Annotated in this window: 12 protein-coding genes and 1 pseudogene; 11 read left to right on the forward strand and 2 right to left on the reverse strand. The window is 68.7% G+C overall.

Going from position 1 to position 24,252, the window contains the following annotated elements; all coding sequences use genetic code 11:
• Window positions 1-82: 82 nt before the first annotated feature.
• From NLX83_RS34035 to NLX83_RS34085, 11 genes and pseudogenes are all read left to right on the forward strand, one after another.
• Window positions 83-7,933 (forward strand): annotated as a pseudogene (locus NLX83_RS34035) (acyltransferase domain-containing protein); the annotation flags it as partial.
• Between the two features lie 74 nt (window positions 7,934-8,007).
• Window positions 8,008-9,840, forward strand: a complete 1,833-nt coding sequence (locus NLX83_RS34040; RefSeq protein ID WP_254239359.1) for a beta-ketoacyl reductase — start codon at window positions 8,008-8,010, stop codon at window positions 9,838-9,840.
• Window positions 9,837-12,668 (forward strand): type I polyketide synthase, encoded by a 2,832-nt coding sequence (locus tag NLX83_RS34045; RefSeq protein ID WP_254239360.1) that lies wholly within the window; start codon window positions 9,837-9,839, stop codon window positions 12,666-12,668. Before NLX83_RS34040 ends, NLX83_RS34045 begins: the two co-directional genes overlap by 4 nt.
• The gene (locus tag NLX83_RS34050) at window positions 12,665-13,333 is read left to right on the forward strand and encodes a glutathione S-transferase family protein (protein ID WP_254239361.1); all 669 of its coding nucleotides are present in this window, start codon (window positions 12,665-12,667) and stop codon (window positions 13,331-13,333) included. Before NLX83_RS34045 ends, NLX83_RS34050 begins: the two co-directional genes overlap by 4 nt.
• On the forward strand, window positions 13,330-14,511 hold the full coding sequence (locus tag NLX83_RS34055; RefSeq protein ID WP_254239362.1) for a cytochrome P450 family protein: 1,182 nt from the start codon (window positions 13,330-13,332) through the stop codon (window positions 14,509-14,511). Before NLX83_RS34050 ends, NLX83_RS34055 begins: the two co-directional genes overlap by 4 nt.
• Window positions 14,505-15,134 carry a GNAT family N-acetyltransferase gene (locus NLX83_RS34060; RefSeq protein ID WP_254239363.1) on the forward strand — a complete coding sequence of 210 codons (630 nt, stop codon included), beginning with the start codon at window positions 14,505-14,507 and terminating at the stop codon, window positions 15,132-15,134. The genes NLX83_RS34055 and NLX83_RS34060 overlap by 7 nt, the downstream gene beginning before the upstream one ends.
• A 61-nt stretch (window positions 15,135-15,195) precedes the next feature.
• A complete protein-coding gene (locus tag NLX83_RS34065) occupies window positions 15,196-17,052 on the forward strand; it encodes a S9 family peptidase (protein ID WP_254239364.1) in 1,857 nt (618 codons plus the stop codon).
• Window positions 17,028-17,714 carry a GNAT family N-acetyltransferase gene (locus NLX83_RS34070; RefSeq protein WP_254239365.1) on the forward strand — a complete coding sequence of 229 codons (687 nt, stop codon included), beginning with the start codon at window positions 17,028-17,030 and terminating at the stop codon, window positions 17,712-17,714. The genes NLX83_RS34065 and NLX83_RS34070 overlap by 25 nt, the downstream gene beginning before the upstream one ends.
• Complete coding sequence (menC, locus tag NLX83_RS34075) at window positions 17,711-18,808, forward strand: o-succinylbenzoate synthase (protein ID WP_254239366.1); 1,098 nt, start codon at window positions 17,711-17,713, stop codon at window positions 18,806-18,808. The genes NLX83_RS34070 and menC overlap by 4 nt, the downstream gene beginning before the upstream one ends.
• 272 nt (window positions 18,809-19,080) lie before the next feature.
• Entirely contained in the window at window positions 19,081-20,217 is a 1,137-nt protein-coding gene (locus tag NLX83_RS34080; RefSeq protein WP_254239367.1) for an HNH endonuclease signature motif containing protein, read from the forward strand.
• A 651-nt stretch (window positions 20,218-20,868) separates the two neighbouring features.
• Entirely contained in the window at window positions 20,869-21,270 is a 402-nt protein-coding gene (locus NLX83_RS34085; RefSeq protein ID WP_254239368.1) for a nuclear transport factor 2 family protein, read from the forward strand.
• Between the two features lie 341 nt (window positions 21,271-21,611).
• On the opposite strand, the gene NLX83_RS34090 is transcribed toward NLX83_RS34085, so the two are convergent.
• Both NLX83_RS34090 and NLX83_RS34095 read right to left on the reverse strand, forming a co-directional pair.
• Window positions 21,612-22,949, reverse strand: coding sequence for a serine hydrolase domain-containing protein (locus tag NLX83_RS34090; protein WP_254239369.1), 1,338 nt, complete (start codon window positions 22,947-22,949; stop codon window positions 21,612-21,614).
• A 113-nt stretch (window positions 22,950-23,062) separates the two neighbouring features.
• Window positions 23,063-24,235 (reverse strand): ROK family transcriptional regulator, encoded by a 1,173-nt coding sequence (locus tag NLX83_RS34095; RefSeq protein WP_254239370.1) that lies wholly within the window; start codon window positions 24,233-24,235, stop codon window positions 23,063-23,065.
• Window positions 24,236-24,252: the final 17 nt, after the last annotated feature.

The raw sequence follows: 24,252 nt of genomic DNA on the forward strand, positions 1-24,252 counted from the left end.
GTTTTCTCTGGCCTATGCCCATGTACGGTCCCCGGGGGGCGGATCCACGGGTACCGAACGCACTAGCGCATGAGGTGTGGCCATGGATCTGTCGTCCGCCGCTGTCGAAGAGTGGATCGTCGGCCGCGTCGCCGCGCTGTGCGGTGGCGAGGTCGGACCGAACGATCCGTTCACGCGGCACGGGATGGACTCCCGGGGGCTCACCGGTCTGACCGCGGAGTTGGGCGAGCTGCTCGGCCGCGCGGTGTCGGCCACCCTCGTCTGGACCCACCCGACGCCGCGCGAGCTGGCCAGGCACCTCGCCGACCCCGAGCCCGCGCGTGCTGAGCTGCCGGTTTTCCGGACCGCTGAGCCGATCGCGATCGTGGGGCTCGCCTGCCGACTACCCGGCGGGGCGAGCCCGGAGGAGTTCTGGCGGCTGCTCCGCGAAGGACGCGACGCCGTCGTGGACGCGCCCGCCGCGCGCGGCACGACCGGCAGGGGCGGGTTCCTCGACCGGATCGACGAGTTCGACGCCGCGTTCTTCGACATCTCCCCGCGCGAGGCGGCGCACGTGGACCCGCAGCAGCGGCTCGCCCTGGAGCTGGCGTGGGAAGCGCTGGAGAACGCGGGCATCCCGCCGCGCGGGCTCGCGGGCGGGCGGACCGGTGTCTTCGTCGGCGCGATGTGGGGCGAGTACAGCGCCGCGCCCGACCAGCTCGGCCAGCATTCCCTGGCGGGCACCGATCCGAGCGTGATCCCGGCGCGGATCTCCTACGCGCTCGGGCTGCGCGGGCCGAGCCTCCAGGTCAATACCGCGTGCTCGTCGTCGCTGGTCGCGGTCCACCTCGCCGCGCAGAGCCTGCGGGAGGGCGACTGCGATCTCGCGCTCGTCGGCGGGGTGAGCCTGATGCTCGACCCCACGACCGGCGTCGCGCTGCGGGAACTCGGCGCGCTCGCCCCGGACGGCCGCTCGAAGGCGTTCGACGCGCGCGCTGACGGGTACGGGCGCGGCGAGGGCGGCGGGTTCGTGGTGCTCAAACGGCTGAGCGAGGCCACGGGGGACCGCGTGCTGGCCGTGATCCGGGGCAGCGCGGTCAACAACGACGGCGCGAGCAACGGTCTCACCGCCCCGAACCCCTTGGCGCAGCAGGAGGTTCTGCGCAGCGCCTATCAGCGCGCGGGGATCAGTCCGGCGGACGTGCAGTACGTGGAGGCGCACGGGACTGGCACCGAGCTGGGCGATCCGATCGAGGCCAGCGCGCTGAACGCGGTGCTGTGCGTCGATCGGCCCGCGGAGAAGCCGTTGCGGATCGGCTCGGTGAAGTCCAGCATCGGCCACCTTGAGGCGGCTGCCGGGATGGCGGGACTGATCAAGGTCGTGCTGGCGATGCGGCACCGTGCGCTCCCGCCGAGCCTGGCCTTCGAGGAGCCCAACCCGCACATCCCGTTCGAGGACTGGCGACTGCGGGTGCAGCAGGATCTCACTGAGTGGACCGATGAGCGCCTCCTCGCCGGGGTGAGCGCTTTCGGCTTCGGCGGCACCAACTGCCACGTCGTCCTTGAAGGCGGTCCTTCACCGGAGCCGCGAGTGTCCGCGGGTGAGGCGGTGTTCGTCTTCGGCGGTCAGGGTTCGCAGTGGCCGGGCATGGCCGCCGACCTGCTGCGCGACGAACCTGTGTTCCGGCGGGCGTTCGAGCGTTGCGACGCGGTGATCGCGCCGAGGATCGGGCGCTCGCTCACCACGTTGCTGGACGACGACTGGCTGACCGACACCGCCATCGCGCAGCCCGCGATCTTCGCCATGCAGGTCGCGCTCGTGGAACTGCTGCGCTCGCGCGGTGTCGAGCCGGTCGCGGTCACGGGCAGCAGCATGGGCGAGGTCGCGGCGGCCTGGACGGCGGGCGCGCTGGACCTGGAGACGGCGGCGGTGCTGATGTGCGAGCGCAGCCGGATCGCGAGCGGGCTCAGCGGCTCCGGGGCGATGGCCGCGCTGGAACTGCCCGAAGCGGACGTGGCGGACCTGGTGCGGGGCAAGGACGTGTGGACCGCCGGGGTCGCGGGTCCGCGCTCGACGGTGATCTCCGGAGACGCGGCGGCCGTGCGGCAGGTGATGGACGCTGCCGTCCGATCTGGGCGGATTCGGGTGGATTACGCGTCCCACAGCCCTTATGTGGAGCCGATCTTGCCCTCGTTGCGAGCAGCGCTCGCCGGAATCCAGGGCAGCACGTGCCGAATCCCGTTCTATTCGGCGGTGACCGGGGGTGAGCTGCCCGGCGAGGCACTGGACGCGGAGCACTGGGTGCGCACCGAGCGCGATCCGTGGCGGCTGTCGTCGGCGCTGGAGGCGTTGCTCGCGAACGGGCACACCGTGTTCGTCGATGTGAACCCGCACGCTGTTCTCGTTGAGCCGCTTGAACAAGTCATCGCCGACTCAGGGAAGGCCGCCGTCGCGGTGGCCGCGTTGCGGCGGGGGACCACCGTGCCCAGGGGGTCTCGGCAACAGTTGCTCTTCCTTTCGGCCAGGACCGAAGATGCACTGCGGCGGGCCGCCTTCGATGTGGCAGAGTGGTTGATGGCAAACAACAATTCCGCCCCGAACGACGTTTGCCACACGCTCTCGGCACGGCGTAGCCACCACGAGTTCCGGCTGTCCGTCGCCGGGGACACGCACGCCGCGATGGCCGATGCCCTGCGCACGGCCGAGTTCTCCCGCGCTTGGGCGGACGACGCGGTGTTCGTCTTCTCCGGGCAAGGCACGCAGTGGAGTGGGATGGGTCGCGCGCTGCTCGAACGAGAACCGGCGTTCCGCGCCGCCGTCGAGTCCTGCGACGACCTGTTCGCGCCCATGGCGGGCTGGTCCCTGATCGATGCCGTGAACGGCGAGCTGACCGACACCGATGTCATCCAGCCGGTGCTCTTCGCGATTCAGGTCGGACTGGTCGAGTTGTTGCGGGAACACGGCATCAGCCCGGCTGCGGTGATCGGGCACAGCGTCGGAGAGGTGGCCGCGGCCTACGCTGCCGGGGTGCTTCGCTTGGAGGAGGCGGTTCGCGTCGTCTACCACCGCGGGCGCTTGATGCGTCGCACTGCCGGGCTGGGCCGCATGGTGTCGGTGGCCATGTCGGAGGAAACCGCGCGGGAGCTGCCCGAGGTGCGTGCGGGCCGGGTGGACATCGCCGCCGTCAACGATCCCAGTTCCGTTGTGCTCGCGGGTGACGTGAGTGGACTCGGCGGGCGGGAACTCCGCGTCGACTACGCATTCCACAGCCGCCACATGGATTCGATCCTGGATGAGCTGGCCGAAGCGCTCAGCGACCTTTCCCCGCAGCCGCCGACGATTCCGGTCTACAGTTCCGGAGATCGGTTCGACGCCGAGCACTGGGTGCGCAATGTCCGTGACACCGTTCGGTTCGCGGACCATGTGAGTGAGGCGGTCTCGGCGGAGCATCGGCTGTATGTGGAGATCGGGCCGCATCCGGCACTCGTGGACAACATCGAGGAATGTGTTGCCGCCGAAGGACAGTACGGGCGAGCGGTTGGTGTTCTCCGCCGTGGCGAAGACACTGTGCTCCGGGCTTTGGGTGACCTGTACCGACATGGCCTCGACGTGTCCTTTGTAGACGGATCATTGATCGATCTGCCGGGATATCCGTGGCAGCGGGAGCGGTACTGGCACTCCGGCGCGCATGCTCGCGATGACCGCTTGCACACCCTTGAGTGGCGGCGGCGTGAACACCACGAGCCGGTCACCTCCGTTTCTGGGACTTGGTTGGTGCTGCGCGATGAACTCGGGGTCGGCGCGGCGGTGGCGGAGCGGCTGCGTTCGTACGGCGCGGAGTGCGTGGATTCGGTGGCAGCGCTGACCGCGGCGCCTGCGGGGGTGGTGTGGCCGTACGGTGCGCATGTCGACGTCGAGGAGCTGCGTGGGTGGCGGGATCTGCCGCGGTTATGGCTGGTCACGCGTGATCATCGGCAGGCGTCGTTGTGGGGCCTGGGGAAGTCGCTCGCGTTGCGGCATCCCGAGTTCGACTGGGCTCGCGTTGAATTCAGCGATGTTGATCTGCTCGTGCGAGAGCTGGCTGCGGACTCCGATGAGACCGACGTGGAGTTGCGGTCGGATGGTCGTTACGTGGCAAGGGTTGTGCGCGCCGCCGATGCCGTGGGACGCGATGGCGGTCTGACGTTCCGCGACAACGGGACGTATCTGGTGGTCGACGCTTCCCTTGAAGTGCCGCGGGGGCAGGTCGTCGGCTCGTATGGCGGCGAGCGGCTGAGCGGCATCGTGTACGGCGGTGGGCAGGCTGATGTCGCGTGGCAGCTGCACGAGCTGTCGCTTGAGCACGATCTCGACTTCTTCGTGCTGTTGTCGTCGGGTGCCTCGCTGCTCGGTGATGGGCCGGACGCGGAGAGCGGGGCTGTCTTCGACGCGATCGCGCGGCACCGACGAGAACTGGGGCTGCCCGCGTTCAGCGTCGGTGGTGATCACCGTGTGCTGAGCGGTGTCCTCCCGTCCGCCCCGGCCCAGCTCACGGTTGTGGACCTCGATGTGCGGCAGTGGTTGGAGGTGCATCCGGCTGCTGCGGGAACACCGCTGCTGTCGGAGCTTCCCAGGGACACGGTGCGCGGGCCGAGCCTGGATCTCCGCACGGTCACGCCGAGGCTGCTGGAGGAGCACCTGGTCGAGCAGCTGGCCAGGACGCTGCACCAGGAACCGTCCACTGTGGATGTGTCGACGCCGTTCCGCAGCCTCGGGCTGGAGTCGCTGATGGCGGTGGAGCTGCGCAACCGCCTGGAGAACAGCATCGGTGTGCGGTTGTCCGTCGCGCTGTTGTTCACCTACTCCACCGTGTCCGAGCTGGCCGAGTACCTCTTGGCCGAACGCTCGGGCGAGAGTGTTCCGGAGCAGCGGCGGGACACGACGACGGAGCCGATCGCCATCGTCGGGATGGGCTTGCGGGTGCCGGGCGGAGCCGATGACCCGGAGTCGTTCTGGCGCCTGCTCGAAGACCGGGTGGACGCCGTGACCGAGGTCCCGGAGCACCGTTGGCCGCGTTCCGAGGGGCCCGCGGGCTGGGGCGGATTCCTGTCCGAGGTGGACGGTTTCGACGCCGAGTTCTTCGGGATCTCACCCCGGGAGGCCAAGAGCCTCGACCCGCAACAGCGCCTGCTGCTCGAAGTCACCTGGGAGGCGCTGGAGCGCGCGGGCACGCCGCCGGAAGGGCTGACCGGGTCGAGCACCGGGGTGTTCGTCGGCATGGTGGTCAACGATTACGACAAGCTCAACGCGGAGCGGGACATCTACACCGTGACGGGCAACGGGCACTCCTTCCCCGCGGGGCGGCTGTCCTACCAGCTCGGCGCGCAGGGCCCGAGCATGACTGTGGACACCGCCTGTTCGTCCTCGCTCGTCGCCATCCACCTCGCCTGCCAGAGCTTGCGCGCGGGGGAGAGCACGCTCGCGCTCGCGGGTGGCGTGAACCTGATGCTCGATCCCGACATGTCCGACATGCTCGCCGGGTCGAACGCGTTGTCCCCGGACGGCCGGTGCCGTACCTTCGACTCCCGCGCGAACGGATACGTGCGCGGCGAGGGCTGCGGAATGCTTGTGCTGAAACGGCTTTCCGACGCCGAGGCTGACGGCGATCCCGTGCTCGCCCTGATCCGGGGCTCGGCGGTGAACTCCGACGGACGGTCTTCCGGTCTGACCGCGCCGAACGTCACCGCGCAGAAGGCGGTGCTGCGTCAGGCATTGCGGAACGCGGGCGCCGAGGCGAGCGAGATCGGCTACGTGGAGACGCACGGCACGGGCACTCCGCTTGGCGATCCGATCGAGGTGACCGCCCTCGCCGACGTCCTCGACGGTGATCGCTGCGTGCTCGGTGCTGTCAAGACCAACATCGGCCACCTGGAGTCGGCGGCCGGGGTCGTGGGTGTGATCAAGACCGTGCTGGTGATGCAGCGGGAACGCATTCCGGCCAACCTGCACATGCGCACGCTCAACCCGCGTATCGACCTGACCGGGACGCCGCTGGAGATCGCTTCCGAGCCCGTGGAATGGCGACCGGGCAAGCTCGCCGGGGTCAGCTCGTTCGGCATCAGCGGCACCAATGCGCACGTCATCCTGGCTGAGCCACCCCGGCTGCCCGAACCCGAGGTCGATGGCCCGGCGCTGCTGCCGATCTCGGCGCGCACGGAGCCCGCACTGCGTGCTCTCGCGGCGTCCTATGTGGACTTTGCCCTCGGCGGGTTGGCGGACATGGCGTACACGGCGGCCTTCCGGCGTCACCACCACCCGCACAGGGCTGTGTTCGTCGCGGACTCTGTTCAGGACTTGGAGGCGAAGGCCCAGGCGTTCGCTCGCGGAGAGGCACCTGCCGGAGTGGTGAGCGGGCGAGCTTCCGGGAGGCCCAAGGTGGTCTTCGTCTTTCCCGGGCAGGGTTCGCAGTGGGTGGGCATGGGACGCGATCTTTATGCGGCTCAACCGGCATTCGCGGAGGCGCTTCGCAGGTGTGATGAGGCGATCCACGCGGAGGCGGGGTGGTCGGTGATCGACGTGCTGCACGCGGAGACAACGGACAACCTCGGTCAGGTCGGCGTGATCCAGCCGGTGTTGTTCGCGATGGAGGTCGCGCTCGCCGAACTGTGGCGGGAGTACGGTGTCAGCCCGGATGTCGTGGTCGGGCACAGCATGGGCGAAGTGGCCGCGGCGCACATCGCCGGATCACTGTCCCTTGTGGACGCTGTGAAGGTGATCTGCCGACGCAGCAGGCTGTTGGATCGGATCAGCGGGCAAGGCGCGATGGCGCTGGTCGAACTGTCGCTCAGTGAAACCGAAGCCGCACTGTCCACTGTGTCCGCTGAGGTCTCGGTCGCCGCCGCCAACGGGCCGCGCTCGACGATCATCTCCGGTACCGCGACGGTGGTGGACAGCGTGTTGCTGCGGCTGACCGAGGCGGGAGTGTTCTGCCGCAGGGTTCGGGTCGAGGTCGCCTCGCACAGCCCTCAGGTGGACCAGCTCACGGCTGACCTCCTGGACGTGCTCAAGGACATTTCCCCTGTTCCCGGTTCGATTCCGCTCCGCTCCACGGTGACCGGCGAGGCGGTCGACGGCGCGGGCATGGATGCGAAGTACTGGGTGCGCAACCTCCGCGCGCCCGTGCTCTTCGGGCCAGTCGTCGAGGAACTGCTGAACGACGGGCCAACAGTGTTCGTTGAGGTCAGCCCGCATCCGGTGCTGCTGCCGTCCATTGACGAAGTGTTGACCGAGGGCAGTGCCACGGTCGCTTCGCTGCGCCGGGACCGCCCGGTTTTCCTTGAAGCAGTCGGTGCGGTGCACGTCCACGGCGTCCCGGTGCGGTGGGCCGAAGCCGGGCGATGCGTTGCGCTGCCGACGTATCCGTGGCAGCGCTCGCGGTATTGGGCTGACCCGGCTCCTCGTGGGAGACGCACCGGTGGGCATCCGTTGCTCGGTGAGGCGGTGGAGCTGGCGACGCAGCCAGGTGTGCGGGTGTTCAGCGGCAGGCTGGACGCGGCGTACTTGGCAGATCATCGAGTGCACGGGCGCGCGGTGCTGCCAGGAGCGGCAAGCGTCGAGATGGTGTTGTACGCCACGCAGTCCAAGACGTTGGTGGACATTGACTTCGAGCGCCTGGTGGGCGACCAGCCGGAGGTGCAGCTCGTCCTGTCGGGAGAAGGGTTCGAGCTGTTCTCCCGCTCGGAGGCCGGGTGGCAGCGCTTCGCGTCGGGCGAGGTCGGCGTCTCCGGTGAGCCAGTGCGGGCAAGCCTGCCGAGTTTGCCCATCGAGGTCTCGGTCGCTGATCACTACCGGGAGCAGGCGGAGAAGGGCGTCGAGTACGGCCCCGCTTTCCAAGGCGTCCAACGACTGTGGATCGGCGAAGGTGAGGCTGTCGCGCGGGTCGCCGCGACCGGTGGTGGTCACGTCTTCCATCCGGCGTTGCTCGACACGCGTGCTTCCAAGTCTACGGCGCGCTCGTCGGCGGCTCCACGGCGCTCGTTCCCGTTGGAGTGGAACGGATATCCCTGCATCGACGTCCGCCGAACCAACTATGGGTGCACGCTCGCGCCACCGGTGACCTCGTGGTGTTCGACGACGAGGAGCACGTCATCGCGGAGATCACAGGTCTGCGGGCGCGGGACCTGCCCGCGCGCAAGCCCTATGAGGACTGGCTCTACGAGATCAGCTGGCGGCACGCCGAGGCCCTGGAAGCCACGGAGCCGACCGGCAAGTGGCTGGTTCTCGCCGATCACGGCGGTGTCGGCGCTCAGCTCGCACAACGGTTGCCGGATGCCGTGGTGGCGTACGCGAGTGACGGGCTCGTTGACGACGCCGACTGGGACCGGTTGCTCGACTCCGTGCCGGACTGCACCGGGATCGTGCACATGTGGGGCGTCGACGCTCTTGAAGTGACCACTGTGGACAGTCTCGCGGCGGACCAGTGGCTGACCACGTTCAGCGCTCTGCGGTTGGTGCGTGCGGTGCTGCGACGCGGGCTCCGGGATACGCCGCGGCTGTGGTTCGTGACCAAGGGCGCGCTGTCCACCTCACCGCTGTCGGGCTTCGGCCGGACCTTGGACATGGAGCACCCCGAGTTCCGTTCCGTGCGCGTCGAGTTGAACGGGAGCGTGGACGACCTCCTGCCGGAACTGCTGGCGCCGGACGGGGAGAACGAGATCGCGCTCGGGCTGTCGGGGCGCCGCGTCGCTCGTCTGACCAGGCGTGAGGTCGGCACGCCTGGCGAGGTCGACTGGAGTGGGACGTATCTGATCACTGGTGGTCTTGGCGGCCTGGGCATCGGGATCGCGGAGTGGATGGCTGAACAGGGAGCGCGGCACATCGTGCTGCTCGGCCGGACCGAGCGATCGTTGGAAGCTGTGGATGCTTTGCGCGCCAAGGGGGTTGAGGTCGTTGTCGCACAAGCGGACGTGACGCTCCGCGCGGACGTCGCTCGGGTGCTCGCGGACATTGACCGGCGGATGCCGCCGCTCAAGGGCGTCGTGCACGCGGCGATGGTGCTGGATGACCGCACGATTCTCGATCTCGACGAGGAGCGGTTCGAGCGAGTGCTGGCGCCTAAAGTGCTGGGCGCGTGGAACCTGCACGAGCTGACCGGCGACCTGGACTTCTTCGTGCTCTACTCCTCGGCGTCCAACATCATCGGATCGCCAGGACAGGCGAACTACGCCGCCGCGAACGCGTTCCTCGGCGCGCTCGCTCGGTATCGCACCGCGCTCGGGAAGCCCGCGCTGTGCATTGACTGGGGGTTGTTCGCCGAGGCCGGGATCATGGCGGATCGCGCGGCGGAGGGCAACCGCCTTGCCGACCGCGGCATCGGCACGCTCACCCCGGAGCAGGGCACGGAGATCCTTGGCGCGCTGCTCGGCTCCGATGTCGCGCACATCGCCGCCCTCCGGCTGAACTTGCGGCAGTGGCTGGAGTTCTTCCCTGGTGCGGCGGCGAATCCGCTGTTCGCCGAGCTGCATGACCGGGAGGAGCCGGTCGAGGCGATGGAGGTCGACGCCGAGTCGGTGGAACCGTTGGTGCGCGACCAGCTCGGGCGGATCTTGCACCTCGACCCCGCTCGGATCGATCGGGCAGCGCCGTTCACCAGCATGGGCGTGGACTCGTTGATGGCGCTGGAGCTGCGCAACCGGCTCGAAGCGGCGCTGGGCGTGCGCCTGTCGGTGACCGTGCTCTTCGCCGCGCCCACCGTCGCCGCGCTGGCCGAGTACTTGATCGACAAGCTCGGTCTCGTTGATGAGTACGCGGATGTCAGTACCGAGGATCTGCTCGCCCTGCTTGACGAATCGCTCGACCGTGTGGAAGGGGGAAGTGAGTGAGCGAGGAGAAGTACCGTGCCAGCCTGGTCCGCGCGGCCGCTGCGATCAAGGACCTGGAGGGGCGGTTGGAGCAGGTGCGCCGGGAGCGCACCGAGCCGATCGCGGTCGTGGGCATGGGCTGCCGCTTCCCTGGTGACGCCGACGATCCCGAGGCGTTCTGGCGGATGCTGCGCGACGGCGTCGACGCGGTCACCGAGATCCCCTACGAGCGGATCGACCGGAGAGGGCGGGACGAGCCCGCCTCCGACGCGGGGCGCTGGGGCGCGTTCCTGTCCGATGTGGACGGATTCGACGCGGACTTCTTCGGTGTTCCGCCGCGTGAGGCCGCGCGCATGGACCCGCAGCACCGCATGGTGCTCGAAGTGGCATGGGATGCCTTGGCGCACGCCGGAATCGTGCCCAGCTCGCTGGCAGGGAGCGCGACCGGTGTGTTCGTCGGCATGTCCGGCAACGACTATCTCCTGCTGAGTTCCGGCGGGCAGGCGCGGGATGCCCACGTCGGCACCGGGACCGCCCACAGCTTCGGCCCTGGCAGGTTGTCACACCTCCTCGGATTGCGCGGTCCGAACATGGCGGTGGACACGGCGTGCTCGTCCTCGCTGGTGTCGGTGCACCTGGCGATGCAGAGCCTGCGCAGCGGTGAGAGTTCGCTCGCGTTGGCGGGTGGCGTGAACCTCGTGCTGTCGCAGGAGAGCACCGAGACGGTCGCCGACCTCGACGCGCTGTCGCCGGACGGGCGGTGCCGGAGCTTCGACGCGCGGGCCAACGGGTTCGTGCGCGGAGAGGGCTGCGGGATCGTCGTGTTGAAGCGACTCTCCGACGCCGAGGCGGACGGAGATCGGGTACTCGCCGTGCTCCGGGGCGCGGCGGTCAACTCCGATGGGCACTCCGCCGGGCTCACCGCGCCGAACCAGCTCGCACAGCGCGACATGCTGCGGCAGGCGTACGCCGACGCGGGTGTGTCCACAAAGGACATCGGCTACATCGAGACGCACGGAACCGGGACTCCGCTCGGCGATCCGATCGAGTTCGAGGCGTTGGCGGGGGTGGTGGACGGCGAACGGTGCGTGCTCGGCGCGGTGAAGACCAACATCGGCCACCTTGAGGCGGCGGCCGGGATCGCCGGGCTCATCAAGGTGATCCAGTCGCTGCGGCACGAGAGCATTCCGGGCAACCTCCACTTCACCACGCTCAACCCGCGGATGCGGCTCGCGGGGACACCGTTCGTACTGCCGACGTTGCCAGTGCCGTGGCCACGGTCGGAGCGCCCGCGCATCGCCGGGGTCAGCTCGTTCGGGATGAGCGGGACCAACGCCCACATCGTGGTCGAGGAGGCGCCTCCGGCTTCCGTCACGGCGGTCGGACCGGCGATCGTGACGATCTCCGCGCGCACCGAACCGGCTCTGCGCGAGCTGATCGCGGCCTATCGCGGGCTCGATGCGCGCGAGGTCGCTTACACCGCCGCGTTGCGCCGTCAGCACTACGAGTACCGGGCCGCGTTCGTGGACGGCTCGGAGCCGGGCATCCACCGCGCGGTCGAGAACCCCGGGCCGTTGACGTTCGTGTTCTCCGGTCAGGGCTCGCAATGGGTTGGCATGGGCCGGGAGCTCGTTGATCATCCGGTTTTCGCGGAGTGCGCCGCGCTCGCGCCGTTCGATCTGCGTGCCGAGCTGGACGGGACGCGGCTCCACGACACGTCGGTCGTCCAGCCGTTGATCTTCGCTGTGCAGGCCACGTTGGTCGCTCGGCTCGCGTCGTGGGGGATCACGCCGGAAGCCGTGATCGGCCACAGCATCGGCGAGGTGGCCGCGGCGTACGCGGCCGGGGCTCTGACGTTGTCCGATGCGATGCGGCTCGCGGTGACTCGTGGCCGGATCATGAGCCGTGCCAGCACTTCTGGTCGGATGACCGCCGTTCGCGCTACGCCTGGAGCCGTTCGCGTGCACGGTGCTGTCTCGATCGCTGCGGTCAACGACAGCGGGTCCGTCGTGCTCGCCGGGCCGGAGCGCGAGCTGGACGAGGCGGTGGCGCGCATCGGTGGGCGGGCGCGGAAGCTCGATGTGCGCTATGCCTTCCACTCGCCGGAGATGGCGCCGCTGGCCGATTCGCTGGAGCGCGAGTTGGTGGGACTTGAAGACGCCCCGACCACCGTGCCGATGTTCAGTTCGGTCACCGGCAAGGCGATCACGGAGCTGGGGCCGCGGTACTGGGCGGCCAATGTGCGCGAACCCGTGCTCTTCGCCGATGCGGTCGGCTCGGCGATCGAGGCCGGTTCGCGGATCTTCCTGGAGATCGGGCCGCACCCGGTGCTGATCGGGCACGTGCGACAGGGTTTGACCGACCACGCGGTGGACGGCGCGGTGATCCCCACGCTCCGGCGGGACGGGGCGGAACTCCTCGACGCGGTGGGCGGTCTGTACACCAGCGGCTACGACGTCGACTTCGCCAAGATCGTGCCGAAGGGAGCGGTGGTCACGTTGCCGCGCTATCCCTGGCAGCACCGGTCGTACTGGCTGGACTCGGCCTCGGAGCGGACGGCGCAGCCGAACTGGCTCGACCAGATCAACGCGCTCGCCCCGGAGGAACGCGTCGCGGCCGTGGAGCTGGCGGTGCGCGCGGACGTGGCCACCGTGCTCCGACTGTCCTCTGTGGACGAAGTGCCGGTGGACGGGCCGTTGATGGAACTCGGCGTGGACTCGCTGATGGCCGTTCAGGTGCGGCACGAGCTGTCCGCACGGACCGGGGCGGCCCTGCCGGCCATGCTCGCTTTCGATCACCCGACACCCAGGGCGATCGCGCGGTACCTACTAGAGATGGGAAGCGAATGAAGGTCTACGGAACGGAAACGGGCGCCGCCACCCACCCGGTGCTGCTGACGTTCGCCGAGAAGGGGCACGAGCCCGAGCTCATCCACACCAGTGTGCTCGGCGGCGCCGACAAGTCGCCGGAGAACCTGGCGCGGCAGCCCTTCGGCGAGGTTCCGGTCCTGGACGACGACGGTTTCCTGCTCTACGAGTCCCGCGCGATCATCCGCTACCTGGACCGCCGCCTGCCCGGCCCGTCGCTCACCCCGGCGGACCTCCGCGAGTTCGGGCTGATGGAGCAGTGGATCAACGTCGAGCAGTACTACGTCAGCGGTCCTGTGTGGACGGTCGTGCGCAGCGGCCCGGTCTACGACCTGATCCGGCGGAGCCCGGCCATCAAGACGATGCCGCCCGCACCGGACGACGCCGAGCTGGCCGCGGTGCGGGGCGAGCTGGCGCGCGCCTTCGACGCGGTGGACAAGCACCTGGAGGGGCGGACCTACCTGGCCGGTGAGCAGTTCAGCCTCGCCGAGATCTGCTGGCTGCCGTACCTGACCTACCTGTTCGCCTCGAACGGCGGCGACCTCGTGCTGGAACGGCCGAACCTGGCGGACTGGTGGCAGCGGACGAGCTCCCGCCCCACCTGGAAGAAGGTCGGCAAGGTCCTGGACAGGCTGGAGAACGCGTGACTTTCGACCTGTGGGGCGAGCAGGCCCACGACGACCCGTTGCCGATCCTGGCGCGGATGCGGGCCGAGGCGCCGGTCGTGCGCCTGTTCGACCCGCACCAGGAAGCTCCCGAGTGGATGGTCACCCGCTACGACGACGTGGTCGAGCTGTTGCGGGACAACAGGTTCAGCAAGGACAAGCGCAAGCTGCCAGACAAGGCGAAGGACATGTACTTCCGAGTGTCCGAACTGGACGCTCTTGACAAGCACATGCTCTTCTCCGACCCGCCGGAGCACACGCGGCTGCGGTCCTTGGTGGCCAAGGCGTTCACGCCGCGCCGCATCCGCGACCTGCGGCCGATGATCGTCGAGAGCGCGCGGCGGTTGCTGGAGCCGGTGCGTTCCCGGGGCGAGGCGGACGTGCTGGAGGTCTTCGCCTTCGCGCTGCCGATCACCGTGCTCGCCGAGCTGATGGGCGTTCCGGTCGAGGACCAGGACCGCTTCCAGGGCTGGACGAAGACCCTCGCGGCCCCACCCGACTTCGACTCGCTGCGCCGGATGGCCGTGGAGTTCCACGACTACCTGGTCGCGTTCGTGGACCGGCGCAGGCGGGAACCGACCGACGACCTGACCAGCGCGCTGATCGAGGCTGAGGAGTCCGGCGACACGCTGGACGTCGTCGAGCTGATCAGCATGCTGTTCCTGCTGATCGCGGCGGGCTACGAGACGACCGGCAACCTGATCGGCAACGCGGTGTGGGCGCTGCTGAGCCATCCCGACCAGCTGGAGCGGCTGCGCGGCACCCCGGCGCTGCTGGAGTCCGCCGTCGAGGAGGTGCTGCGGTTCGCCCCGCCGGTGAAGAACACCATCGGCGCCTACCCGCTGTCCGATGTGGAGTTCGGCGGGCAGGTGATCCCGGCGGGGGAGAAGGTCGTCGCGTCGCTGCTGTCGGCCAACCACGACCCCAGCCGGTTCGCCGACCCGGGTCGCTTCGACATCACCCGTGCGGCCGACAAACACCTGGCTTTCGGTCTCGGCTCGCACTTCTGCCTCGGCGCGCAGCTCGCCCGGCTGGAGGCGGCGGTGGCGATCGAGGCGCTGCTGCGCGAGTTCCCGAAGCTCGCGCTGGCCGACGAGCCCACGCGGTGGAAGGCCGGGGTGTTCGTGCACGGCAGGACCAAGGTGGGCGTCACATGGTGACCGCGCGGCGGGCCACGGAGGCCGACCTCGACGAGATCATGCTGGTGGAGCAGGACTGGGAGGAGTCGCAGCGGGCCAGCCGCGCCAGGATGGCCACGCGGCTGCGCACGTTCGGCGAGGGCTTCCTGATCTTCGAGCGGGACGGGGCGGTGATCGGCACGCTGATGAGCTTCCCGATGCGCTACGACCCGGCCGAGATCGGCGAGCTGAGCACCTGGGACGCGGTGACCAACAACGGTGACTACCCGCCGATCGACCTCACCACGGCGAACGCGCTCTACCTGGCGTCGGGTTCGCTGAAGCGGTCCGAGCGCGGCAGCACGGCCTACGAGGCGATGATGGAGGAGGCGGCGGCGCTCGCGGAACGGCTCGGTCTCTCCTACGTGCTGGCGGGCGCGAAGATCCCCGGCTACGACGCCTACTGCCGTCGCTTCGGGGAGATCGACGCGCGGGAGTACGCGTTCCAGTGGCTCAACGGCTGCCTGGTGGACCCGTTCCTGGAGATGTACCGCGGGCACGGCTACGTGGTGCCCGACAAGGACCACATCGTCCCGAACTACTACCCGGACCCGCCGAGCCGCGACTACGGGGCGATCGTCGTCCGGTCGCTGAGCACCGAATGAGGACGGAGTTTTCGTCCTCAGGGACCAAGCGGGAAAGCGCGAACATTTGTAGCGTTTGAGCATGACCCGGCTCCAGTGGACGGACCAGTACCGCCTGCGCGTCCCCGCCGATCCGCGCCTGTCACCGGACGGCCGCACGGTCGTCTACGTGCTGCACCAGGACGACGAGGACGCCGACGAGGCACGCAGCGCGCTGTGGCTCGTCGGCGTCGAAGGCGGCAGGCCGTGGCAGCTCACCCTCGGCGACGACGACTCCGCGCCGCGCTGGTCCCCGGATGGCAGCTCGGTCGTTTTCCTGCGCAAGCAACAGTTGTGGCTGATGCCGGTGGACGGTGGTGAGGCGCGGCAGCTGACCTCGCGCAAGCTCGGTGCCGGTTCGGCGCTGTGGCATCCGTCCGGGAAGAAGCTCGCGTTCTGCGCGCCCGCCGACCTCGGCGGCGAGGACGTCGATCAGGACAAGCGCCGCACGGAGCCGGTGGTCATCGATCGCATCGACTACAAGGCGGACGGCTCCGGCCTCGTGCGGCAGCTTCGGAACCACCTGTTCGTCCTGGACCTCGCCGAGGACGCGGCGCCGGAGCAGGTGACCTCCGGTGACTTCCACGTGTCCGGCCCGTCGTGGTCGCCGGACGGCTCGTTGGTCTACTGCGTGACCGATGGCGATGTCACGCCGCGTTCGACGGTGTTCGTCGGGGACCGCCGCATCGAGGGCGGTGACCAGTTGATCACCGGCACGTACTGGTCGCCTTCGGGGTTGTTGTTGACCGCGACCGGCGCCAAGTCCACCGGTCATGTGCGTTTGGTCAGTTCCTCCCTCGATTCCCTGACGCCGGGCTTCGACCGCAACGTGATACCTGGTGGGCCTGGGTATCCCGGTGCCGCGCCGCAAGCTCTTGGTTCTTCTGTCGTGTTCGCGGCCCGGGATCGGGGGTGCACGCACATCTACTCGGTGCCCGCGTCCGGCGGTACTCCGCGCAAGATCATCGGCTCGCCGTCCACCGTGATCAGCGGACTGTCCGTTGTGGACTCTCTGCTGTGTTATGTGGAGTCGAGCCCTTCGTCCGCCGGTGATGTCTTTGTGACCACTGTGGACGGTTCTCCTCGTCGACTGACCGACTACCGGCTGCACGACGTTTCGCTGTTCGAGCCGTCACCGGTGTCGTTCACGGTCACGGACGGCACTTCGGTGCACGGGTGGCTGTTGCGCGATCCTTCGGCGACCTCGCCGGGGCCGTTGCTGCTCGACATCCACGGCGGCCCGCACAACGCGTGGTCTCCGGTGTTCGATGGAAAGCACTTCTACCACCAGGTTCTGGTGTCCAAAGGGTGGTCGGTGCTTCTGCTCAACCCGCGGGCGAGCGACGGCTACGGCTCCTCGTACTTCACCGCGGGGCTCGGCGGATGGGGCGTTGCCGATCAACAGGACTTCGTCGATCCGGTTCGGTCGTTGATCTCGTCGGGGATCGCGTCCTCCGTCGCGGTGTGCGGCTACAGCTACGGCGGTTTCGCGACGTGCTGGCTCACCGCCCACACCGACCTGTTCGCGGCGGCGGTCGCCGGGGGTTGTGTGTCCGATCTGACGAGCATGTACGGAACTTCGGACGCCGGGCACTTCATCGGCTCGCGGGAGTTGCGCGCCCTGCCGCACTCCGATCCCGATGCATTGGCCGCGCAGAACCCGATCGCGTCCGTGCACCGCGTTGAGACTCCGACCTTGTTGCTGCACGGGGAAAACGACGATCGCTGTCCGATCGGCCAGGCGGAGCAGTGGTTCACCGCGCTGCGCGTTCGCGGAGTGCCGACGCGGCTCGTCCGCTACCCCGGCGCGAGCCACCTGTTCGTGCTCGTCGGTCGGCCGTCGCACCGCCTGGACTACAACCGCAGGATCGCGGAGTGGGTCGAGGAGCACGCGCGGTGATCGTCTCGCTGACCGAAGTGGAGCAGTTCGACCAGGTCGCCGCGCTCTTCGGCGAGATCTGGTCCCTCGACATCGCCGCGTCACCGGTTCCCGCGGAGCTGATGTGCGCGCTCCAGCTCACCGGGAACTACGTCGCCGGTGCATACGCCGGTTCGGAGTTGGTCGGTGCGGCAGTGGGCTTCTTCGACTCCTCCGGTGCCCTGCACTCGCACGTCGCGGGTGTCCGGGCATCCGCGCGAGGACGCGGTGTCGGGCTCGCACTCAAGCTGCACCAACGGGATTGGGCGCTCGCGCGGGGGATCACGAAGATCCACTGGACCTTCGACCCGCTGGTCCGCCGCAACGCGCACTTCAACCTCGTGAAGCTCGGCGCGCGGCCCGTGCGCTACCTGCCGAACTTCTACGGGCCGATCGGGGAGGGGGAGAGCGACCGGTTCCTGGTCGAGTGGTCGCTGACGTCCTCGCCTCCGCCCGTCGTCGGTCCCTCTCTGACCATCGCCTTGCCCGCTGACATCGAGGCGTTGCGGCTTTCGGATCCCGCGTCGGCGCTCCGCTGGCGTCTTGCCGTGCGTGAGGCGGTCGAGTTGGCGTTCGCGGAGGGCTACGCCGTGACCGGGATGACCCCGGACGGTTCGTACGTGTTGACCCTGGAGGCGGAGTGAAGCTCGAAGGCGTGGAGCTGCGCAGGATCAAGATGCCGCTGCGGACCCCGTTCCGGACGTCCTTCGGCACCGAGCACGAGCGCGATGTGTTGCTGCTGCGCGCGGTCACCACCGAGTCCGAGGGATGGGGCGAGTGCGTCGCGATGTCCTCGCCGCTGTACTCGGCGGAGTACGTGTCCGGCGCAGCGTCGGTGATCAAGCGCTTCCTGCTCCCCGCCTTGACCTCTTGTGACGCTGCCCAGGCGTCGCAGGCCATGTCGCGCTTCAAAGGCCACCCGATGGCGAAGGCCGCGGTGGAGATGGCGTTGCTGGACGCGCAGTTGCGGGCCTCGGGGATGTCCTTCGGCACGTACCTCGGCGCTGTCCGTTCCCGTGTCCCGGCCGGGGTTTCGGTCGGTATCGCCCCTGACATCCCCTCGCTGCTGTCCACAGTGGAGGGATTCTTGGCGGCGGGGTACCAGCGGATCAAGCTCAAGATCGAGCCGGGATGGGACGTCGCTCCGGTGCGCGCTGTCCGTGCGCAGTTCGGTGACGACGTGCTGCTCCAGGTCGACGCCAACGCGGCCTACACCTTGGCCGACGCCCGCCACCTGGCGCAGCTCGATTCGTTTGACCTGCTGATGATCGAGCAGCCGCTCGCCGAGGACGATCTGCGGGATCATGCTTCACTGGCTCGGCTGTTGCGAACGCCTTTGTGTTTGGACGAGTCCATTGTTTCCGCCAAGGCCGCTGCTTTTGCTCTTTCGCTCGGGGCTTGTCAGGTTGTGAATGTGAAGCCTGGGCGGGTCGGTGGGTATTTGGAGGCTCGGCGGGTGCACGATGTTTGTGCGGCCCATGGTGTGCCTGTGTGGTGTGGGGGAATGTTGGAGACCGGGCTCGGGCGGGCGGCCAATGTGGCTTTGGCCGCGTTGCCGGGGTTTGTGTTGCCTGGGGATACTTCGGCTTCTGATCGGTATTATGTGGAGGATGTTACGGAGCCTTTTGTTTTGGAGGACGGGCATGTGCGGGTGCCTGGTGGGGCGGGGTTGGGGGTTGCGCCGGATGGTGAGGTGTTGGCTTCGCGGACGACGTGGGTGGAGTGGGTGCCGGTGTAGCTTCCTGCTTGTGTGGCTGGGCTTCCAGCTCGCGCCGGTACCAGCGCGTGGGGTCGGCTTGACCTGGGGACCCCTTGCGCGTGCCCTTGGGCCTCTCGGGGGCACGGGATGAAACCCCGGCCCTCGCGACAAGCGTATGGCACGCGCACCCCAGGTAAAGCCGACCCCGATTTCCAGCGGCGGCTCGCTTTCGCTGGAACTTGCTTTTCGGACGCCTGGGAATTCATCCTTTAGGGCCATGATCCACTATTATTGTGCGATAGAATAGAGGCATGTTCCCTGTAGATCCCGACCATAAACTGATGGTCTCCTTCACCGCGATGGGGAAAGCGTCGGCGGACTTCGCGGTCGTGTTGATGGAGTATGTCGCTGAGCTTGAACTATGTGATCGTGAGTTCGCCGAAGAAACCCTCATGCGACTACTAGCGGTCTCGAAGACGAAGGCCGCCCGGCTCCTGCAACGCGCGGAAGACCTGACCGGTCGGCCTGTGGTGTTGCGGGCGCTGGCCGAAGGCCGCGTCGACGAGGGCAAAGCGTTGATGATCGTGGACCTGCTCTCCACCCTATCTGCGGTGCATGCCGCGATCGCTGAGCAGGACTTCCTCGCCTTCGCCGAGACCCACAACTACACCGCGACTCGTCGGCATGCGGTGCGGTTCATCACCAAGCTGGACCCGAAGGCCGCCGAGCGCAGGCACCGGGAGAAGCGGAAGCAGAGGTTGGTGGAGAAGATCCCCCAAGACGACGGCATGTGCCTGCTGCGCATGTTCTTCCCCGCCCTGCAAGCCTCCCTGATCTACGACCGCATCGACCGCATCGCCAGAGCCCTACCCAAGGATCACCGCACCTTGGATCAGAAACGGGCCGATGTCACCATGGATGTGTTGATGGGTAAGGAAACCGGTGCACCCCAAGGCCAGGTGACCGTCTACCTCACCATGCCCATGGGCTCGTTCCTGGGCATGAGCAACGAGCCCGCCATCCTCCACGGTCACGGACCACTGCCCGCGAAGATCGCCCGAGATGTCGCGGCGGGAGGGATCTGGAAACGCATCCTCACCGACCCGGTCACCGGGATCGCCGAGGACGTCACCACCTACCGGCCCTCAGCCAAGCAGCGTGAGTTGATCCACGCCCGCTACCCCACCTGCACCGCCATCGGCTGCAACAGGCCCGCCCACCGCTGCGATCTGGATCACTGTTGCCCCTTCGACGGCACCAACACCACCATCGACAACCTCCGGCCGAAATGCAGGCGCCACCACCGGATGAAGCACGAATCCAACTGGAGCTGCGAAAACCTGCCGGACGGGCGGCACGTGTGGACGACACCGAACGGGAAGACCTCGGAGACGGAAGCGGAGCCGATCGCGGAACCGGCACCGTTCGACGAGCCCGCGCCGTTCTAGGACGGTCGGCTTCATTGACCGTGGAGTGCAGCTCGACGGTCAGGTCGTCGTCTAGGTCGTGTCTCGAAGTCATTGCCACTCGTTGATCGCTGCGACTGTGACGGTGGCCTCGTAGCGGACGGCGAGCTTGTCATGCCTTGTCGCGACTGCACGGTTGCGTTGAGTCGGTTGATCCCGCACTCCACGGCTGGCGCTGTTTGTCGGACCGCCGGAAGCTGGCTTGAGTAAGCGGAGAAACCGATCAGGGTGTACGCAGCCGAACGTCGTTGACGAACACGTGCGGAGCTTTCGCACCGGGCTGGAGCAGGGGGCACGTGGTCGACACCCCCCTTCGTGCGTGAACCAACCCACGATGTCGTCGAACGTGCGGAGCGCGCGTTCGTGGTCGGGCACGCACGTGGCGTCGTGGGTGTCTTCCATTCGTCGGAGGTGCAGTACCTCTACAACAGGAGACCGGTTCACCTACCCACTCTTCGACGAGCAGCGAGCCGTGACGTACTCCTGGTCCCCCGATACCGTGTAGCCGACGGCCATGCTCAAGGGCTCGGCACCGGCACAGATGGCGTCAGCCAGAGACCACCTCTACGCCTTCTGGCCTGGTTGTAGACCACGTGTCGCCGACCAGGGCCGAACGAGTGAATAGGAGCGGGTATGACCGACGATGTGGCCAGCCAAGTGATCAAGGCTGAGCAGGATCGGATCCAATGTCTCCTCGACGTGGATCGCGGCACCTACGACCGCTTGCACGCTGCGGAGTACCGGTTGTGCAACCCGACCGGCACCGTGTGGACGAAGGCCGAATACCTGGATCTCCTCACCACCGGGCGGGTCGCCTACCGGGAACTGGGGCTGACCGGCGACGTGGACGCCATCGTCGGCACCGACGTCGTCGTCCTCCGCTACCGGTGCGTTATCGAACTCACCGTCGACGGCGCGTACATCCCGCGGCACGAGGCCTGGCACACCGACGTCTACACCAATGCCAGCGGCACGTGGCGTTGTGTCTGGTCGCAAGCCACCGGCATCATGGACCTTCCGTTGGCCGCACCCTGACCCAGCACGAGGAAGGCGCGGACCGTGGGTTCGTCGTGGAGCAGGCCCTGGTAGTGCGACCTAGCGGACCGGCATAACGTGCCGCTGGGCCTGGCTGGTCCCAGCAAGTATCGACGGCGGCCTGGTTGCCGTGGTGGTGCTGACCTGGATCGGCTCGCCGTCCGCTACGAGGCCACCGTCACAGTCGCAGCGATCAACGAGTGGCTATGACTTCGAGACACGACCTAGCTTGAGTTTCAACGTCTGGGTGGTTGGCCAGCACCCTGGTTGATCATTCCTCTTGCGACAGAGGGAAGATCGAGCCAAGGGCTTCAGTTGATCAATGTGCACCGCCTGCTGGGTCAGCCGATCCGGGGGAGCAACCGGCCACTGACGAAGACGAACCCGGCGGGCCCGCCCTCGCTGACGAACACGTAGACGTCGTGCCTGCCGAGCGGTCCGGGCTCCAGCGTGATCAGGCGGTGCTCGTCCAGCCGCACCAGCTCCCGGACGATCGGCTCGGGCATGGTCGCCCGCAGCTCCGGCGCCTCCGCGGACATGCGGGCACTGGCCCGTCCGGACCCGTCGACGGAGATCTCCAACCGGTACGCGGCCGAACTGTAGGTCCCGGTGACGATCCCCGCGTCCACCGGCCCAGGCGCAGCAGGCGGGCGCTCCGGGGCCGGGAGCCGGACCGGGGCCAGCTCGCCGAGCACGTGGCCGAGGACCTCGTCGGCGAACGGCCCCACGGTCCCGCCGTTGGTCAGCACGGCGACCGCGACCCCGGCCTGCGGCACCACGCGCAGGAAAGCGGCCTGGCCCATGGTCCCGCCGTCGTGGCCGAGCACCCGCGCTCCGTCCCAGTCGAAGGACGCCCAACCCGGACCCCAGTGCCTGGCGAAGGAACCGATGTCCGGAACGTCCACATCGGACTCCCACAGGGTGGTGAGCGCGGCCTCGGACAACAGCTCGCTCCCCTCGAGGTGCGCGGCGGCGAAGCCGACCAGCGACCGCGCGGTCATGCTGAGCAGCGACCCGGCCGGGGCGATCGACGCGGGCAGGCTCCACACCGGCGCGGGCCCCACGCCCTCGATGTGCCCCAGGGCCGTCCGGTACAGCAACGCCTCCTCGGGGATCGTGGCCACGTGCGTCAGCTTCAGCCGATCCGCGATGCGCTCCCGCACGACCGCGTGGAAAGGCTTGCCGCGCAACACTTCCACCAGTCTGCCGAGGATCACGTAGCCGGAGTTGCAGTAGGAGAACCCGGTGCCGGGCGGCATGGTCTGCGCCAGTCGGGGCACCACGGTCTCGACGTAGGCCGAGATCGCGTCGTCGCCCCGCGTGGTCGGCGTGACGACGTCGCCGTCCAAACCGCTGGTGTGGTTGAGCAGCTGGCGGACGGTGACCCGGTCATCGGGCAGCCGGAGGTCCGGCAGGTGCTCGGTGACCGGATCGCCCAGGCTGATCACTCGCTCGTCGACCAGTTGCATGACGAGCGCGGCCGTCCACAGCTTGGTGATCGAGCCGATCTGGAACAGCGAGTCGGTCGTCGCCGCGACCCCGGTGCCCCGGTTCAGCACGCCCGCGGCCACGTCCACGATCTCGCCGTCGGCCAGCACCGCGACCGCGGCGCCGGGCACACCGTGCTTGTCGATCAGCCTCGGCACCTCGTCGGCGAGCCACGCCCGGATCCGCTTCATGAACGTCACCGTAGGGGACCGCTCGCCCCAGGATCTCCGTGCTGGAGCACGAAATCACCCGATGCGGATGGTGGCGGCGGACGAAACCGCCCGGATCACCGGCAAAGGTCGCCTCACTGGGTGGCGTAGTGCGTGCGCGCCAGCACCAGCCGGGCCGCCCCGGTCGCCACCTGGTCCGGGTCGAGCCCCGCCAGCGAGACGACCACCGACTCACCCTCCTGTTCGTGCAGCGCGCGGGAGACCTCGTCCAGGTAGATCTCCGAGCAGTCCCGCAGCGCCCGCCCGCCGAGCAGCACCACGTCGATGTCCAGCAACGCCACCAGGTCCGCCGCGGCGACGCCGAGCGTGCGGGCCGCCGTGGCCAGCTCCCGCCTGGCATCGGGGTCGCCGTCCCGGGCCGCCGCGCAGACCGCGGTGAAGCGCGCCCCGGCCTCGGGCGTCCACACGACGGCCTCGTCCGCCGAGCGCGCGCCGCCGCCGATCGTGGCCGGACCGCACAGCGCCTCGACGCAGCCCCGCCTGCCGCAGGCGCACAGCGGCCCGTCGACGCTCAGCGTGGTGTGCCCGAACTCGCCCGCGTTGGTCCGCGCGCCGCGGTGGATCCGCCCGCCGAGCACCAGGCCCGCGCCGATACCGGTGCCCACGTAGACCAGCGCGGCGTCGTTGAGCGTGTCGCCGCGATCCCAGTTCTCCGCCAGGATCGCGGTGTTGGTGTCCTTGTCCACCAGCACGGGCAGCCCGGTGCGCTCGGCGGCCAGCTCCGCGAGCGGCACCTTGTCCCAGCCCGGCAGGTGGGTCGCGCCCAGCACCGTTCCGGTGGTGTGGTCCAGCGGTCCGGGCAGGCCGATGCCGAGACCGGTGATCTCGGCCGGGGCCTGCTCCGCCACCATCTCGGCGACCATGTCCGCGAGCATGCCCACCGCGGTCTCCGGCTCCAGCGGGGTCCGTTCGTAGGTGCGGGCCCGGCTCGCCACCACCTCGCCGGTCAGGTCGACGAGCACCAGGCGCAGCTCGTCGCGGTCGATGTGCGCGCCGAGCGCGTGCCTGGCCGAGCCGACCAGCCGCAGCATCGTCCTGGGCTTGCCCCGGCCGTGCACCTCGCGGCGCCCCTCGCGGACCAGGCCGTCGGCCAGCAACCGTGCGATGATCTTCGAGATCGCCTGGCCGGTGAGCCCCGTGTGCTCGGCGACCTGGACCCGGCTCAGCTCCCCGCTGCGCCGGACCAGGGAGAGCACGAGGGCGGAGTTGTGGTCCCGGACCACGTCGAGGTTCACGCCTGCAGCCACCCGCAGATCCTAGATGC

The sequence above is a fragment of the Allokutzneria sp. A3M-2-11 16 genome, from assembly GCF_024213555.1.
Taxonomy (GTDB): Bacteria; Actinomycetota; Actinomycetes; order Mycobacteriales; family Pseudonocardiaceae; genus Allokutzneria.